Source organism: Pseudoalteromonas luteoviolacea S2607 (genome assembly GCF_001625575.1).
Classification (GTDB): domain Bacteria; phylum Pseudomonadota; class Gammaproteobacteria; order Enterobacterales; family Alteromonadaceae; genus Pseudoalteromonas; species Pseudoalteromonas luteoviolacea_E.
The window spans coordinates 168,478-182,331 of record NZ_AUXV01000011.1; the positions used below are offsets into that span (position 1 = coordinate 168,478).

Genomic DNA, 13,854 nt, shown 5'->3' on the forward strand with positions numbered 1-13,854 from the left:
AAACATATTTACAAAACTTTTTGACTTAAATTCACACTTTATTAAAACAATCATAGATATTAAAGTTACACTTAAACTAACTTAGGTTAAATTGGTGTTACTTGTTGTGGAGATCAATAAATTACAACTGGAATTAAATCAGTGTACTGATCTCGTGCGAGTAGGTGAGCAACATGAGCGTGGTCACCTGATCCCCGCACGTGCTATCGCTAAAACGAAAACATTGCTGTCTTTAGGGGCTGATGAAAACTGGGCGTTTGATAAAGCTTTTCAGCAGTTAAACCCCGACTGTAAGGTCGTGGGTGTGGACTACCAATTGAGCTTACCCTCTATTGTCAGTAGTGCGCTGAGCAGTGGTGTGAAGTCTCTGCAAAGTGCGCTATTTGGTCGAATAAAGCAAAGCAAGCATCATGTAAAAGCACTTCTTAACCGCGTACTGCTGTATGCTTTTTACCGCAGTGGTAACCGACTATTACGTCGCCGTGTCAGTGATCATACCAATGAAGTGGATATTAGTTTAGAAACACTCATTGCGGTATACGGGACCATTGAAGATAACGCGACGATGCTAAATATCAGCATGTCGTGTGATGAATATCATATGGTTGACGACATTATTAAACTTGAGAGTATGTTGAGTGTTGTGACAATCGAACTATCACCAGTACCTGATTGCATGTCTAAGGTCACGCAATTTATTGAGCGTATGTCTGAGCATTTTGAAGTTGTGCATATCTCAGGTGGTGGAATAGGTGAGGCGAATCAATCACCGCTTGAATTAACTTTTATGAATAGAAGACTTTCAACCTCGGCAAAGTAATCCCACCGTTTGTAGGCTCTCTTGGAATTTATCTTCTTTATTGTCGTGGCTTGAGAATGAGTTGGGCATTTTGCTGGTCAATTTCAAACTTAAAATGGCGCAAAAAATTCATCCCGAGTAACCCTGGTCCTTGTGTGGAAGATGTCATGACACCGAATTCGAAAGGGGTTTGCTGTTTAGACCCAATTTGGATCCCCGCACTTTGATAAAATGGTATCTCGACAATCCCATTTGCTGTACTTACCCGTCGCGAAGTTAAAAAGTTGACATCGTAGGCCAGCAGGTCAAATTGCGCCGAGGTGAGCGCTGTTGTACTCGCTCCTGTGTCTATCATTAAGTCAATCTGTTGTCCGGCTATTTTGGCTTGCAAAATATAATGCTCGCCATGTCGAACTAGCGGGATAGTTTCAACTTGCTGATGCTTGCTATCAAGCTCTGCGAGGAGCGGAGCAATCAATTGGTGTTGTTGCTGCTGTTTGCTCAATTGGGTCAGTAACAACTCCGCTTCTAAATTATTATCGAGTGCTAAGTAAGCTTTGGCAATATGTGCAATTAAAACGAGGTTTTCAGGCTGCTCACTCAGCCAAAGTTGACCTTTTTCAATTAATTCATGCCAATTACTTTGCTCGAGTAATTCATTTAACTCCATACTAATGAGTTCGGTGATAATCTCTTTAAGGTACGCATGCTCTGGATACTGTTGAAAAAGTCGTATAAAACGGTAAATTGCTTCAACTCGCTCCCCTTGTGCCACATAAATCTCTGCCTCAAATTGCAATGCGAGAAAGTCATTAGGCACGATGGCAAGATAGTTTTGCACAAACAAAAGATACTCAGCGAGTGCCGTAGACGTAGCGCTGCTTAGGGAGTTTTTGAGCTTATTGATCCAGTTATGAACGGTACTGATTGACGGTGATTGTGAGGGAGATGCTCGCCACTGCGCAAGGGCTTCTAGTAGGTCGCCATTCGCAAAACTTTGTTCTGCAGCGTTATTTTGAGTTTGGGCAAGGGCTGGATGAGTTGGCGGTTGGTCAACTTTTTCTGCCGTGTAACTAGCAACAGCATTTGTAACTAACGGTGTTGCTACATCATCACCCAATACTTTTTGCAACAATGAGTTAGGTCGTTGCCAATCTAAGTAGATGTTCAATGATAGGGAGCAAAGTAGAATCAGATTGATTATTGAACGCATGGTTAAGGGCTCCCTAATTACCTATTTTACTATTTGAGATGAGGCGTTAATACTTGCTTGATGGCATTTGCAAATTCGCGGGTGAATTGAATATCGAGTGCCGATAACCGAGAATCTTTTAAGGCACAATTATAGGGCCTCGTTGCATTTTGCGTTGGTTCTGGGACAGAAATGAGCTCCGAAGCGTCCTTACCTACGACCTTTGCAATATGTTTGGCCATGTCATATTTGGTCATGGATTGGTTATCGGAAATATGGAAAATCCCGCCAAGATTTGACTCTGGTTGCTGTAAGAGTGCTTGTAACGTTAAAGCGATATCTTCAACATGGGTTGGGAATCGAACTGCCCAATCATCATGTTGACTGTTTGGCTGTTCAAGTATCTGTTGAGCAATGACCGTGACCGCAGATTCTGCGAGATATTCGACTTCACCATACAATACAGGCACGCGAATAATGGTATGAAGTGCGCTGTTGCTGAGAATAGCTTGTTCCGCTTGGGCTTTACTTTGACCATAAAAGTTGACTGGAGAATGGCGCGCATCTTCAAGGTAAGGTGCTGATGTTCCATCAAAAACATAATCAGTACTGACAAATATAAAGTGAATTTTACGCGCTTTACATTGGTTAGCTAGAAACTCTGCTGCTTTCACATTCAATGCAATCGTGGCCTGATGGTCGTTCTCACAGATATCTGGTTTTCTCTCAGCGGCAGCATGAATTAACACATCGGGTCGGTGCTTATCTAAAAAGTCGACAACAGCCGTTTCTTGGTTCAAATCGAGTTGCTCAATAGGCGGTTTTGCTCTGCTAAAACCTGTGCCAATGACCGTATTTGAATGTGCGAGCACTTGCATGAGTGTGCGTCCCAGTAAACCTGTAGCACCAGTAACAGCTATCTTCTTCATAAACAGAGTGTAACCTCATCGTCTTTTGTTTCATCTTAACCTTGGAAGGCAGCTTATAAAAAGTAATATCGATAATTTACTTATTTAATTGGGGACACCTTCGTTATTTAGATTGTAGGATGTGCCAGCAAAAGGAACAAATAATATTTACGAAACAATAAAAGTACGTGCTAAACACATGATGAACGGTTCAGCCATAAATTAACGACGGTGTTTAATATACTGAGACGCAAATCATTGCTTACTCTAAATGACGTGTATTCTTTTCAGGCGCACGAATGCTTGTGTAGGAAGTTGTAGAGTTTAAGCGGGCATAGCCCGCGGGTTTGGTGGTGCAATTCGCGGTTGCTAACTTAACCTATTTTAAAAAGGCGAGTTGATGAATATCTTGGATCTCAATGTCTGCTAACCCTTTGTACGCATAGCTAGCTGACTGATTATTGAGCCATACACTGTGGCACCCAGCTAAATTAGCACCTTGCACATCGGTATCCAAGCTATCCCCTATATGCAATATCTCTGATGGATTGACCTTAAGGTCATGACATGCACGTTCAAACAAGGCAGTATCAGGCTTTGCTTTTCCGTCAGGGCCTGCAAGGTACACATGCGTGAAGACGCCTGCAAGATTAAATTTTTCAACTTCCACATTGCCATTGGTAATCGCAATAAGCGTATATTTTTTGTCTAGTGCTTGTAACAAGGATAAGACGGATTGAGCCACAGTAATGTTGCTACGTGCATTGGCGAATGCTTGATAAGCATTGGATGAATGTCTTGCTATTTCTTCATTTGTTAATGCTAGTTGTGACATACCATATTCAAGTGCGACCTTTCTCCAATTTGTGACATCATCTTTTAAATGCGGCTTCGTTTCACCAATGTGCCGTCTGCACTTAAGCCAATAGTCGCCCTCTTGATTGGCCCACTCAGGGATTGACTGCAAGTAACTTTGCATTGCCTCTATGGCATTAAGAATAATAGGGTGGTTATTGTAAAGTGTGTCATCTAAATCAAAGCTTAAAACCTTGATGGGAGAAATAGCTCTATTAAATCGCATAGTACTCTTTGTGCTCAGTGCTGTATCATTCTATTGTACGCGAAAACCACGGCTACGGAGCAAAATGCAAGTGTCTAATGTGTATTATTTCTTTTGTCTGGCGCGGGGGTGCGCTTGATCATATACCTTGGCCAAGTGTTGAAAGTCGACATGCGTATAAACTTGCGTGGCAGACAAGCTGCTGTGGCCCAGCATTTCCTGAATAGCCCGAAGGTCGCCACTGGACTCTAACAAATGGCTGGCAAATGAGTGACGCAACTTATGTGGATGGACATTGGCTGAGATACCTTGCTTTATGCCCCATTCTTTCATGCGTGCCCGAACATGTCGCACAGAAATGCGTGTTTTTCGTTTGCTAACAAACAAAGCCTGCTCTTCATCGTGGGCAAAAAGAGGTCGAAACTTAAGCCAAGTTTCAATGGCTTCAAGGGCTTTTTTCCCCACAGGGATAACCCGTTCTTTACTGCCTTTACCGAGTACGCGTATTTCACCTTCGCGAATGTCGTGCAAGTTTGTGTTAACCAGCTCGCTCACGCGCAAGCCGCTGGAATACATGAGCTCCATCATGGCTTTATCGCGCACAGCAAGTGCATCATCGGCATCGATTTCGAGTAATTGCAGCATCTGGTCGACATCGAGGTTTTTAGGTAAAGGCTTTTGAAACTTTGGCCCTTTTTGACCAGCAGCGGGGTTGTGAAGCTGAGGATTATCAGCATGTTTGGTTTTTAGAAATTTATACAGGCTTCGAATGCAACTGAGCTTGAGGTTAATGCTTCTGGGGTTGTATTGCTTACTGCGCAAGTGCATGGAAAAGCGACGTATTTGTTCACTACTGACAGAAAACCAATCATGGCAATGTTCTGCGAAAAAGTAGGCAGCTAATTGCAGTTGGGTTTGGTATTGACGCACCGTATGAGGTGAATACTGCCGTTCATAGTGCAAATAAGCCATGAACTCCGTAATGGGTTGCTGCCATTGCTTTGCCAGTGTGTTGGCAGCATCTTCATTCATGCCAATTCTTTTAACCGCAGTTGTAAAGACGACACCAACTCATTGACAAATAAGTTGCCATTATCAGGTGAGAAGTGATCTGCGCAATCGCTTGCAAAAGCGAGTATTGCCGTTGGATTGTCACTTGGGCCGAGTAGGTAAAGCGCTACAGAACGACAATCAAAACCACTGAACAACAGCTTTTGTTCTTGCTTATCTAGCCGACCAAGATAGCGAGGTAGTTTACTTAAACGTCTATTTACTATCCCTTCTAATGTTGTATCGTACTGTATTAGTTGGCATACATTTATCTTTGGTGACTGTGTCAGAGTATCCGCTAAAATATCAGCAAGCTCTTGAAAACTCTGGCAGTACCAAAGCGCACGTTGGCAATCATTAAAGAGTTTAAATATCAGCTCATTTTCTCTGGCTGAGTCCATCATGCGCTCTATTTGAGCCTGTAGCTTAGCATTCTCTTCACGTAATAGGCGCTGTTGCATTAGCGCAAGGTTTGGTGCGCCATGCTGCTGGATATGTAAATTAAGATCGAGTAATAAGTATGGGTGTTCAATTAAGAAGTTTGGATTCTTTTGCAAAAAAGCCATGACTTCTGTCTCTGTGATCAAAGGGTCTTTCTTACTCATATAGCGACTTGTCCATCAAAAACATGTTCAGCAGGGCCGGTCATTTTTACTGGTTTATTGCCCCCGTTCCAGCGGACTTGTAAAGTCCCACCTGGCAGGTCTACACGCACGGTATCGGCCAATTTCCCTTGTTTAATACCCACGGCAACGGCACCGCATGCACCACTGCCACAGGCTAAGGTCTCGTTAACCCCTCGTTCCCAAACTCTAAGCTTAATATGCTCACGATTGATAATTTGCATAAAGCCAACGTTCGCGCGTTTAGGAAAGCGTTCATGAGTTTCCAATAATGGCCCTAGCGTGTCGACGTCGGCATGCTCAATATCTTCAACTTCAATCACGCAATGTGGGTTACCCATTGAAACTGCGCCACAAAAAACGGTGTGCTCACCGGCTCTCAAAATATAGGTCAATTCACTTTGTTGCGCTTTAAAAGGAATGTCCTGAGGCGCAAACTGAGGTATGCCCATGTTCACCGTGACCTGCCCGTCTTTTTCAGTATAAAGCGTAATGTCGCCACCTTTGGTTGAAACACTGACTTTGTGTTTATTGGTGAGGCCTTTCATACGTACAAAACGCGCGAAACAGCGTGCACCATTGCCACATTGCTCCACTTCGGTGCCATCACTATTAAAAATACGGTAGTGAAAATCCAAATCGGGAGAATAAGGAGGCTCAACCAGCAGTAACTGATCGAAACCAATACCAAAGTGCCTATCAGCCAGTTTTCGGATCTGGTCACGAGATAAAAAGACGTTTTGTGTGACATTATCTATCACTACAAAGTCGTTTCCTAAGCCGTGCATCTTTGAAAAATTTACAAACATATTACCTTACTATTGAGTCACTGAGTGCGATAAAAATACGCAATTATTATTCTGAAAGTAACGCTTCACCGTGCCATAGAGATTCTAGAGACTCTCGTGCTCTTACTAAGTGCGCGGTGTCACCATCTACCATTATTTCTGCAACTCTCGGTCTTGAATTATAGTTTGAACTCATGGTAAAGCCATATGCGCCAGCACTGCGTTGTGCAAGTAAATCACCGGGTTGAATCGCAAGCACTCGGTCTTTACCGATAAAGTCACCAGTTTCACACACAGGCCCTACCACATCATAGGTATGTTGAGGTGTGTCATCCTTTCGTGGACTAACAGCGATGATTTCTTGCCATGCCTGATACAAAGAAGGGCGCAGCATATCATTCATACCCGCATCTACAATTGCAAAATGTTTTTCTTTGGTCGGCTTCAAGTACTCGACTTTAGTGACCAGCAGGCCGGCATTGGCAGCAATAGCACGGCCTGGTTCGAAAATTAATTCTAACTGGGAGTGGGCACCAAGTCGCTCAATGACTTGAGCTGCATAGGCGCTGGGGTGTGGCGGTTTCTCACAGTCATAAGGAACCCCTAACCCCCCACCAATATCGAGGTGTTGTAATTCGATGCCTGCACTTTTAAGTGTTTCTACCAAGGCCAGTACTTTATCTAACGCAGCCAAGAATGGTTCAACTTCGGTAAGTTGTGAACCAATATGGAAATCAACTCCTACGACTTTAATACCTGGCAGGGCGCAGGCGAGCTGGTAGACGTCAAACGCTTGTTTAATGTCGATGCCAAACTTGTTCTCTTTCAACCCTGTAGAAATATAAGGGTGTGTTTTGGCATCAATATCTGGGTTAACTCGAATCGATACGGGTGCTAAAGTCTGCATTTTAGAGGCGATGTCAGAGATACGCTCTAGCTCCGCTTTAGACTCTACATTGAAACATTTTATTTGTTTCTCTAGTGCAAAGGTAATTTCTTCAGCCGTTTTCGCGACACCAGAAAAAACGACTTTACTTGGGTCTCCGCCAGCCTTTAATACCCGCGCGAGCTCACCCTGTGAGACAATATCAAAACCAGCCCCCAGCTTTGCCAAGACATTCAACACGGCTAAATTACTATTGGCCTTGACGGCGTAACATACTAAGTGAGGGTGTGTGGCAGCTGCATCAGTAAAGGCGTGATAGTGACGCTCCAACGTTTTGCGTGAGTAAACATAGCACGGTGTACCATATTCGTTGGCAATGTCTTTTACAGCAACTTGCTCGGCAAAAAGTTCGTTATTTTGATACTGGAAAAAATCCATTTATCACTCCTTTTCGTCAGTTTTTGCTTTATCTTGTGTTTCCGGTTGTGGCTGAGAAGTGCGGTTTTTATCTGCATCTTCAGGTAAATACAGTGGACCACGTTGCCCACAAGCTGATAACGTTAAGGTGCTAGTCAATACTAGAGCCAGTAAGCTAAATTGAGTGTATGTCGCTTTCATTAGATTAATGATGTCAGTGCCTTTATAATCGCAGAGTAACAGAATTCGCGAAAAAAGCAGCTTTTGCGGTCGAAATTTATTCCCTAATTGGGGAAGGTTGGGCGTATATTGCCGGAATTAAGGAGTTAGCCATGACAGATCATGAATATCATCAATTAGCTGAAGCACTGATGCTGACGATCGAAGAGCAAATTGACGATTGTGACGCAGATTTAGATTATGAATCTGCCTCTGGTATTCTCGAAATCATCTTTGCTGATAAATCTAAGATCATTATCAACAAACAAGCACCTTTGCATCAAGTTTGGGTAGCAACAAAATTTAATGGGCATCACTTTGAACTGCGTGATGATAAATGGATAGATAACCGCTCGGGAGCTGAGTTTTGGCAATTCATGTCAGATGCAGCGACTCGACAAGCGGGTCAAAAAGTAGAGTGGCAACACGACTGATGTTAGAATTTGTAGAATATGCTGCACAGCAGCAACACAAGGCAACGGTGATTTGGTTACATGGATTAGGTGACTCGGGCAATGGCTTTTTGCCTATCGCGCCTGAACTTGCTTTGCCCGACGAATTGGGTGTTCGATTTGTCTTTCCTCATGCTCCTGTACAACCTGTTACCGTCAATGGTGGTATGGAAATGCGCGCTTGGTATGACATTAAAACCATGGATCTTGAAAATCGCGCCGATGAAGCGGGAGTCAGAGAGTCCGCAGCTTTGGTATCTAGTCTGATCGAAAAAGAAATTGCAGCAGGTATTCCAGCAGATAAAATCATTCTAGCGGGCTTTTCCCAAGGTGGCGTAATTAGCTTACACTTGGCGCCGCGTTTACCTTTCCAAGTTGCAGGTGTTATGGCTTTATCGACATATATGTGCGCGCCGCAAAAGTTGGCTGACGAGGCACAGCAAAGTGCACTCAACATATTTATGGCACATGGTAGTCATGATCCTGTTGTGCCCATGCAGGCAGGAAAAACAGCCTATGATGCGCTCGTGAATCAAGGGTATGATGTAAGTTGGCAAGATTATCCTATGGAACACCAAGTATGTTTGGAAGAGCTCAAGGCGATTAGAGCGTGGTTAATCTCGCGCTTGTCATAGTGAAATTAGGACAGACGAATGACTCAACGTATAGTGATCAAAACCAAAGTGACTGATGCTCAATCGCAGCCAAAGCAGGCCAATTCTGTGAGCTATCAATATCACTGGCGGAGGATCGTTACTGTATTGGCCATGATGAGTTTTGGCGTTATGGCGTTGTCTTATGGCGTTTTTAAATCGGTATATGCAGATGACCTGACAACAGTACCGAGCGAGCCCGAAACAGTCGCACCACAAATAGTTGAGGCGACAGACACACAAGCACCTGAGTCACCAGCGTCTACTGCCCAAATTTCTGAGCCTGTGATTGCAGTGCCCGAAGTGTCTGCGCTAACCGCGCAAAACAGTGAATCTGCAGGTGTTGAGCAGTCAGTTCCGCTTGTCGCCAATGTGGCAAGCGAAGATGAAGATCTACTAGAGATTACGTCAGAAAACACTGAACAAACGCAAATCTCACAGCCTCAATTACAAGAAGAGGCTTCTGTTACGCGGTTTGCAGATGACGCGCAAATTGCGAGTATTGCGCTAAACGCGAAAGTAGATACCAGTCATATCAGCCGCGCAGTACTAACTTCTGGTATTGAAAACCGTGAACCTGTCAATGTGCTAAAACACCTAGTAGAGCAAAATCGGTTTGAGGAAAAGCTATATTTCTTTACCGAGATCAAAGGGCTTCAGGGTGAAGTGGTGCAACATTTATGGTTTCACCAAGAGCAACTAATGGCAGAGATCACCTTGGCAATTAGTGCACCGAGGTTTCGTACTTACTCGAGTAAAAATATAATGCCAAGCCAAACTGGCCAATGGCGGGTGGAAGTGATTACACAAAATGGTCAGTTGTTGGCACAGAAATCATTTCGAATTTTAGCAAAGGCTCCCTAGAGAGCCGACAAGGCAAAACATGACAGAAACAAACAATATTGTTCGCATCGCTACGCGTAAAAGTGCGCTGGCGCTGTGGCAAGCTGAATATGTAAAAGCGCAACTAGAACATTATCATTCAGGCCTTGTTGTAGAATTAGTGCCCATGTCTACCAAGGGTGACAAGATTTTAGATACACCTTTGGCAAAAATTGGTGGCAAAGGGCTGTTCGTCAAAGAGCTTGAGCAGGCCATGTTAGAGGGCCGAGCAGACATCGCCGTACACTCCATGAAAGATGTGCCAGTGGATTTTCCTGAAGGCCTTACGCTGCACACAATATGTGAGCGCGAAGACCCTCGTGATGCGTTTGTTTCTAATCAATATCAACATATTGACGAGTTGCCAGAGGGAGCTGTCGTAGGCACTTCAAGCTTGCGTAGACAGTGTCAAATCCGCGAGATGAGACCCGATTTAAAAATCAAAGATTTGCGTGGCAATGTCAATACTCGACTAGCTAAGCTAGATGCAGGCGAGTTTGATGCCATCATATTGGCAGCGGCTGGCCTAATTCGATTAGAAATGGCTGAGCGTATCGCCAGCTATGTGTCTGTTGAACAGTCTTTACCAGCCAATGGTCAAGGTGCCGTTGGCATTGAGTGTCGCAGTGATGATACGCGCGTGCAGAGTTTACTTGCGCCATTAGAGCATGCGCCAACACGTGCAAGAGTACTGGCTGAGCGTGCAATGAATCGTCACCTTGAGGGCGGATGTCAGGTCCCGATTGGTGCGTACGCTGAGCTACAAGGCGATCAGATCTACCTGAGAGGTTTGGTCGGTGCAGTGGATGGCAGCACTATTTTACGCGCTGAAAAAACGGGGGCGTTACAGCAGGCTGAAGCATTGGGCGTTGAATTGGCTGAATCTCTACTAGCCCAAGGTGCAGATAAGATTTTAGCCGAGGTATACAGAGACGCTTAATGTGAAATTTGCCATCACTCGGCCGCAAGGAAAAGGGGAAGCACTTGCCACTGAGTTGGCAAATCAGGGTGTGTTAGCACTGTGTACTCCCGTATTGGCGCTCAACAGTGTTGAAGTTTCACAGGCCCAACTTATAGAGGTCTGTGAAGCTGAAATACTCATTTTTATCTCACAAGATGCTGTGTTTAACCTCGCTGCACAACTAGAAAAACTCGCCATGGCACTGCCTACGAGTAATCGCTTACTCGCCGTCGGGCAACAAACCGCTGAAGCCATCCAACATCACTTTGCTCGCAATGCCATCGTGCCCACAAAACAAGATTCAGAAGGCCTAGTTGCCTTACCTGAATTGCAGCAAGTTGAGCAGGCTCGAATTGCATTGATTAAAGGGCGAGGTGGTCGGGCCCATATTGCGAAAACGCTTAAATCTCGGCAAGCGATACTAAACAGTTGTTGCGTGTATGAGCGACTTCCCGCTAAAGCATCGGCTGATGACTGGTTAGACCACTGGATGGGCGCGCAAATTGACGGTATAGTGTTAACCAGTAATGCTGCCGTCGATGCGATATTTCATTGCCATAAGCCGGCGCTTTTGCGCTGGCTAAAGACACGACATTTTGTCGTGGTGAGCGAGCGCATCGCGCAACATTTAAAAATACAGTTTAAAATAACCGATAAGCAGATCACCTTAAGCGATGGTGCTGATAACCAGTCCCTCTTAATGGCCATCTGTAAATTAACTACCCAACAGGGCAGCGCAATGACGGAAAAAACCCAAGAAGCAACAACGTCTGTATCAGAACAGAATACGGCAGTAGCACCAGACAATGTATCACACGGTCATCAAGCAAAGATTAGTAAGACTGCGGTTGTTGCGCTGTTGGTCGCGCTCAGTGGCATAGGTGCCACAGCAGGGCTGTTTCTTTATGATAAACAACAAGAGGCGCAGCAACTTACTGCGTTGTCAAACCTTCAGCAGCAAAATCAGCAATTGCAGACTGAACTCAATAATGCGTTGGCCACGCTTAATCAGCTTCAATCACAGTGGCCACAGCAAAAGCAAGCCATTGCTAACCAATTAACTGAGCAACAATCACAAGTCACAGCGAGTTTACAACAAGCGCTCTTAAAAGCGCGTCAGCAAGTGGGTGGGGCGTTAAGTTCTGAGTTGCGCTCACTCGCCCGTTATGCCGAGTTTAAAGCTGTTAGCGAGCACGACTATTTAGGTTCAGTGATGGTCCTTAAGCGCCTGCAGCAAGCGTTGTCACAGGAAAGTGGCACGGATGCATTATTGCTTGCGATTAATACCGACATTGCCAAGCTGCAAGCGCAGCCACAGCCAAATACTGAAGCCGTATATATGGAGCTAGCTGGGTTATTGTCCCAAGTTGATAGCCTGCCGTTGAAAACAATTGAAAAGCCAAAAGAGGCTCAACAGCATAACGCGGCGCTCAGTACTGACGTGAATGACTGGCGAGCTAACTTGTCGCGCAGCTGGCAAAAAATTCGCTCGGACTTTTTGACGATTAGGCAACACGATAAGCCGGTCATTGATCCTCTGTTAGATGCGCAAGAGCAACAGCTCATTCGCAGTCAATTGCGCAGCTATCTTCAGCAAGCGCAAAGTGCCTTTTTGGATGGTCAAAGCAGCGTTTATTATGCAGCTCTAGAGGGGGCTGAGGATACACTCAGTCGTTATTTTAAACTTAATAGCGCCGCGAGTGATAGCTTGGCAGAGTCGCTAAAACAGTTGAAGCGCAGTGAACTCGGAACCCATCACGATGTGCAATTGGCAACTCCAACGGCACTGAAGGAGTGGTTGCAATGATCCGATTAATTGGCGTGCTTTTACTGTTTTTTGCAGTGCTTGCGAGTTCTCATTTACTGATAGATGAAAAGGGCTATGTGCTGGTTTCATTTAATCAATATACCGTTGAAAGCACACTGGTCTCTCTATTGTTCATGTTAGTTGTCGGCATGTGTGCAGTTTGGCTAATTGCGAAGGCTTTCAAAGTGTTTTGGCGAGCGCTTGGTGGGTTATCAAGGCGTCGCTTCAAGAAGCGTCAGCAACGAGAAGAGGATGCCTTTGAACAAAGTGTTTGGGCGCTGATAAACAACCAACCTGACAGCCTTGGCTACACGCTGCAGTTATCTGAGTTTCCAAGTAAATGGCGTGATCAGCAATTGGCCATTCAAGCTAAGGCGGCGCTATATGCTGGTAAGAAAGTGGTTGCGCGGGAGTACTTACAACAACTATCGGAATCAGCTCAAAGTAAAGTCAGTGAACTTTGGTTGGCTGCTGAGCAAGATAACCAAGCGCTGAGTACCTTAGCGCCTCAAGCGCAAATGAAAAAAGCAACGCCAACAGAGTTAAACGCGTATATCAGTGCCTTATTACAGGCAAAAGATTGGGATACGTTGCAATCGACGGTCGAGCAACGCCATAAGCAATTACATTGGTCTGACGCGCAATGGTCGCAATTTTTCACGTCTTACTTTGAAGCTATTTTACGTCATACTGACAAAGATATTCACGCATTACACAGTGCGTTGCCGAGGGCATTGCGGGCGCAAAGCCAGGAAGCTTACATACACACTTGTGTGCGCTTTGGTCAGCTTGAAGTGGTTAGAAAAGAGCTCCTTAAAATGCTTAAAAAGTCTCAGTTTTTGGCGCTTGCAGAGACATTACAGTTTGCTGGTGGCGGTGACATCGAAGTGCGTAAAGCCATTCAAGCACAACTTAAGAAACATCCTGAGCATACCGAGTTATTGTTTTGTTTGGCGTGCATGGCTAATGGTGAGGGCGATCATGGCCTTGCTGCTCAGATATTCGACTCACTTTCAAACTCGCCCTGGCAATCGCTTTGGCAGCACCAAGCTGAGATTGCATTTGCAAAAACAGGTCAATTTGAAAAGGCATATTTGCTGCTCAGCAATACTGGGCAATAAAACATCAAGACCAGTGTACTCATGCTCTGGTCTATT

15 protein-coding genes are annotated in these 13,854 nt (G+C 44.8%); 7 read left to right on the plus strand and 8 right to left on the minus strand.

Going from position 1 to position 13,854, the window contains the following annotated elements:
* Positions 1-106 precede the first annotated feature (106 nt).
* Positions 107-820 (plus strand): hypothetical protein, encoded by a 714-nt coding sequence (locus tag N480_RS08690; protein WP_155732799.1) that lies wholly within the window; start codon positions 107-109, stop codon positions 818-820.
* A 37-nt stretch (positions 821-857) separates the two neighbouring features.
* On the opposite strand, the gene N480_RS08695 is transcribed toward N480_RS08690, so the two are convergent.
* The 8 genes from N480_RS08695 to lptM all read right to left on the minus strand — a co-directional run bounded on the left by N480_RS08695 (position 858) and on the right by lptM (position 7,924).
* Entirely contained in the window at positions 858-2,012 is a 1,155-nt protein-coding gene (locus tag N480_RS08695; RefSeq protein ID WP_063372116.1) for a retropepsin-like aspartic protease, read from the minus strand.
* Positions 2,013-2,041: 29 nt separating this feature from the next.
* Positions 2,042-2,920 carry a dTDP-4-dehydrorhamnose reductase family protein gene (locus tag N480_RS08700; protein ID WP_063372117.1) on the minus strand — a complete coding sequence of 293 codons (879 nt, stop codon included), beginning with the start codon at positions 2,918-2,920 and terminating at the stop codon, positions 2,042-2,044.
* A gap of 358 nt (positions 2,921-3,278) precedes the next feature.
* Positions 3,279-3,980, minus strand: coding sequence for an HAD-IA family hydrolase (locus N480_RS08705; protein WP_063372118.1), 702 nt, complete (start codon positions 3,978-3,980; stop codon positions 3,279-3,281).
* Between the two features lie 84 nt (positions 3,981-4,064).
* Positions 4,065-4,991: a tyrosine recombinase XerC gene (gene xerC, locus N480_RS08710; RefSeq protein ID WP_063372119.1), complete on the minus strand. Its 927-nt coding sequence runs from the start codon at positions 4,989-4,991 to the stop codon at positions 4,065-4,067.
* A complete protein-coding gene (locus N480_RS08715) occupies positions 4,988-5,614 on the minus strand; it encodes a DUF484 family protein (protein WP_063372120.1) in 627 nt (208 codons plus the stop codon). Before N480_RS08715 ends, xerC begins: the two co-directional genes overlap by 4 nt.
* Entirely contained in the window at positions 5,611-6,441 is an 831-nt protein-coding gene (gene dapF / locus N480_RS08720; protein ID WP_063372121.1) for a diaminopimelate epimerase, read from the minus strand. The genes N480_RS08715 and dapF overlap by 4 nt, the downstream gene beginning before the upstream one ends.
* Before the next feature lie 46 nt (positions 6,442-6,487).
* Complete coding sequence (gene lysA, locus N480_RS08725; protein WP_063372122.1) at positions 6,488-7,744, minus strand: diaminopimelate decarboxylase; 1,257 nt, start codon at positions 7,742-7,744, stop codon at positions 6,488-6,490.
* Positions 7,745-7,747: 3 nt separating this feature from the next.
* Entirely contained in the window at positions 7,748-7,924 is a 177-nt protein-coding gene (gene lptM / locus N480_RS24975; protein WP_081231801.1) for an LPS translocon maturation chaperone LptM, read from the minus strand.
* 131 nt (positions 7,925-8,055) lie between these two features.
* Here lptM and cyaY point away from each other — a divergent pair, with 131 nt between their 5' ends.
* From cyaY to N480_RS08755, 6 genes are read left to right on the plus strand one after another with little or no spacing between them, the layout of a single operon-like run.
* Positions 8,056-8,376 (plus strand): iron donor protein CyaY, encoded by a 321-nt coding sequence (gene cyaY, locus N480_RS08730; protein WP_063372123.1) that lies wholly within the window; start codon positions 8,056-8,058, stop codon positions 8,374-8,376.
* Positions 8,376-9,029 carry an alpha/beta hydrolase gene (locus N480_RS08735; protein WP_063372124.1) on the plus strand — a complete coding sequence of 218 codons (654 nt, stop codon included), beginning with the start codon at positions 8,376-8,378 and terminating at the stop codon, positions 9,027-9,029. Before cyaY ends, N480_RS08735 begins: the two co-directional genes overlap by 1 nt.
* An 18-nt stretch (positions 9,030-9,047) precedes the next feature.
* A complete protein-coding gene (locus N480_RS08740; RefSeq protein ID WP_063372125.1) occupies positions 9,048-9,911 on the plus strand; it encodes a DUF2914 domain-containing protein in 864 nt (287 codons plus the stop codon).
* Positions 9,912-9,930: 19 nt separating this feature from the next.
* Positions 9,931-10,869: a hydroxymethylbilane synthase gene (gene hemC / locus N480_RS08745; RefSeq protein WP_063372126.1), complete on the plus strand. Its 939-nt coding sequence runs from the start codon at positions 9,931-9,933 to the stop codon at positions 10,867-10,869.
* Position 10,870: 1 nt separating this feature from the next.
* On the plus strand, positions 10,871-12,697 hold the full coding sequence (locus tag N480_RS08750) for a uroporphyrinogen-III C-methyltransferase (RefSeq protein ID WP_063372127.1): 1,827 nt from the start codon (positions 10,871-10,873) through the stop codon (positions 12,695-12,697).
* Complete coding sequence (locus N480_RS08755) at positions 12,694-13,818, plus strand: heme biosynthesis protein HemY (protein WP_063372128.1); 1,125 nt, start codon at positions 12,694-12,696, stop codon at positions 13,816-13,818. The genes N480_RS08750 and N480_RS08755 overlap by 4 nt, the downstream gene beginning before the upstream one ends.
* Positions 13,819-13,854 lie beyond the last annotated feature (36 nt).

Coding starts and splice junctions, on each gene's coding strand:
- N480_RS08695 (WP_063372116.1), bottom strand. CDS start 2,012: ATGCGTTCAATAATCAATCTGATTCTACTTTGCTCCCTATCATTGAAC.
- N480_RS08700 (WP_063372117.1), bottom strand. CDS start 2,920: ATGAAGAAGATAGCTGTTACTGGTGCTACAGGTTTACTGGGACGCACA.
- N480_RS08705 (WP_063372118.1), bottom strand. CDS start 3,980: ATGCGATTTAATAGAGCTATTTCTCCCATCAAGGTTTTAAGCTTTGAT.
- xerC (WP_063372119.1), bottom strand. CDS start 4,991: ATGAATGAAGATGCTGCCAACACACTGGCAAAGCAATGGCAGCAACCC.
- N480_RS08715 (WP_063372120.1), bottom strand. CDS start 5,614: ATGAGTAAGAAAGACCCTTTGATCACAGAGACAGAAGTCATGGCTTTT.
- dapF (WP_063372121.1), bottom strand. CDS start 6,441: ATGTTTGTAAATTTTTCAAAGATGCACGGCTTAGGAAACGACTTTGTA.
- lysA (WP_063372122.1), bottom strand. CDS start 7,744: ATGGATTTTTTCCAGTATCAAAATAACGAACTTTTTGCCGAGCAAGTT.
- lptM (WP_081231801.1), bottom strand. CDS start 7,924: ATGAAAGCGACATACACTCAATTTAGCTTACTGGCTCTAGTATTGACT.
- cyaY (WP_063372123.1), top strand. CDS start 8,056: ATGACAGATCATGAATATCATCAATTAGCTGAAGCACTGATGCTGACG.
- N480_RS08735 (WP_063372124.1), top strand. CDS start 8,376: ATGTTAGAATTTGTAGAATATGCTGCACAGCAGCAACACAAGGCAACG.
- N480_RS08740 (WP_063372125.1), top strand. CDS start 9,048: ATGACTCAACGTATAGTGATCAAAACCAAAGTGACTGATGCTCAATCG.
- hemC (WP_063372126.1), top strand. CDS start 9,931: ATGACAGAAACAAACAATATTGTTCGCATCGCTACGCGTAAAAGTGCG.
- N480_RS08755 (WP_063372128.1), top strand. CDS start 12,694: ATGATCCGATTAATTGGCGTGCTTTTACTGTTTTTTGCAGTGCTTGCG.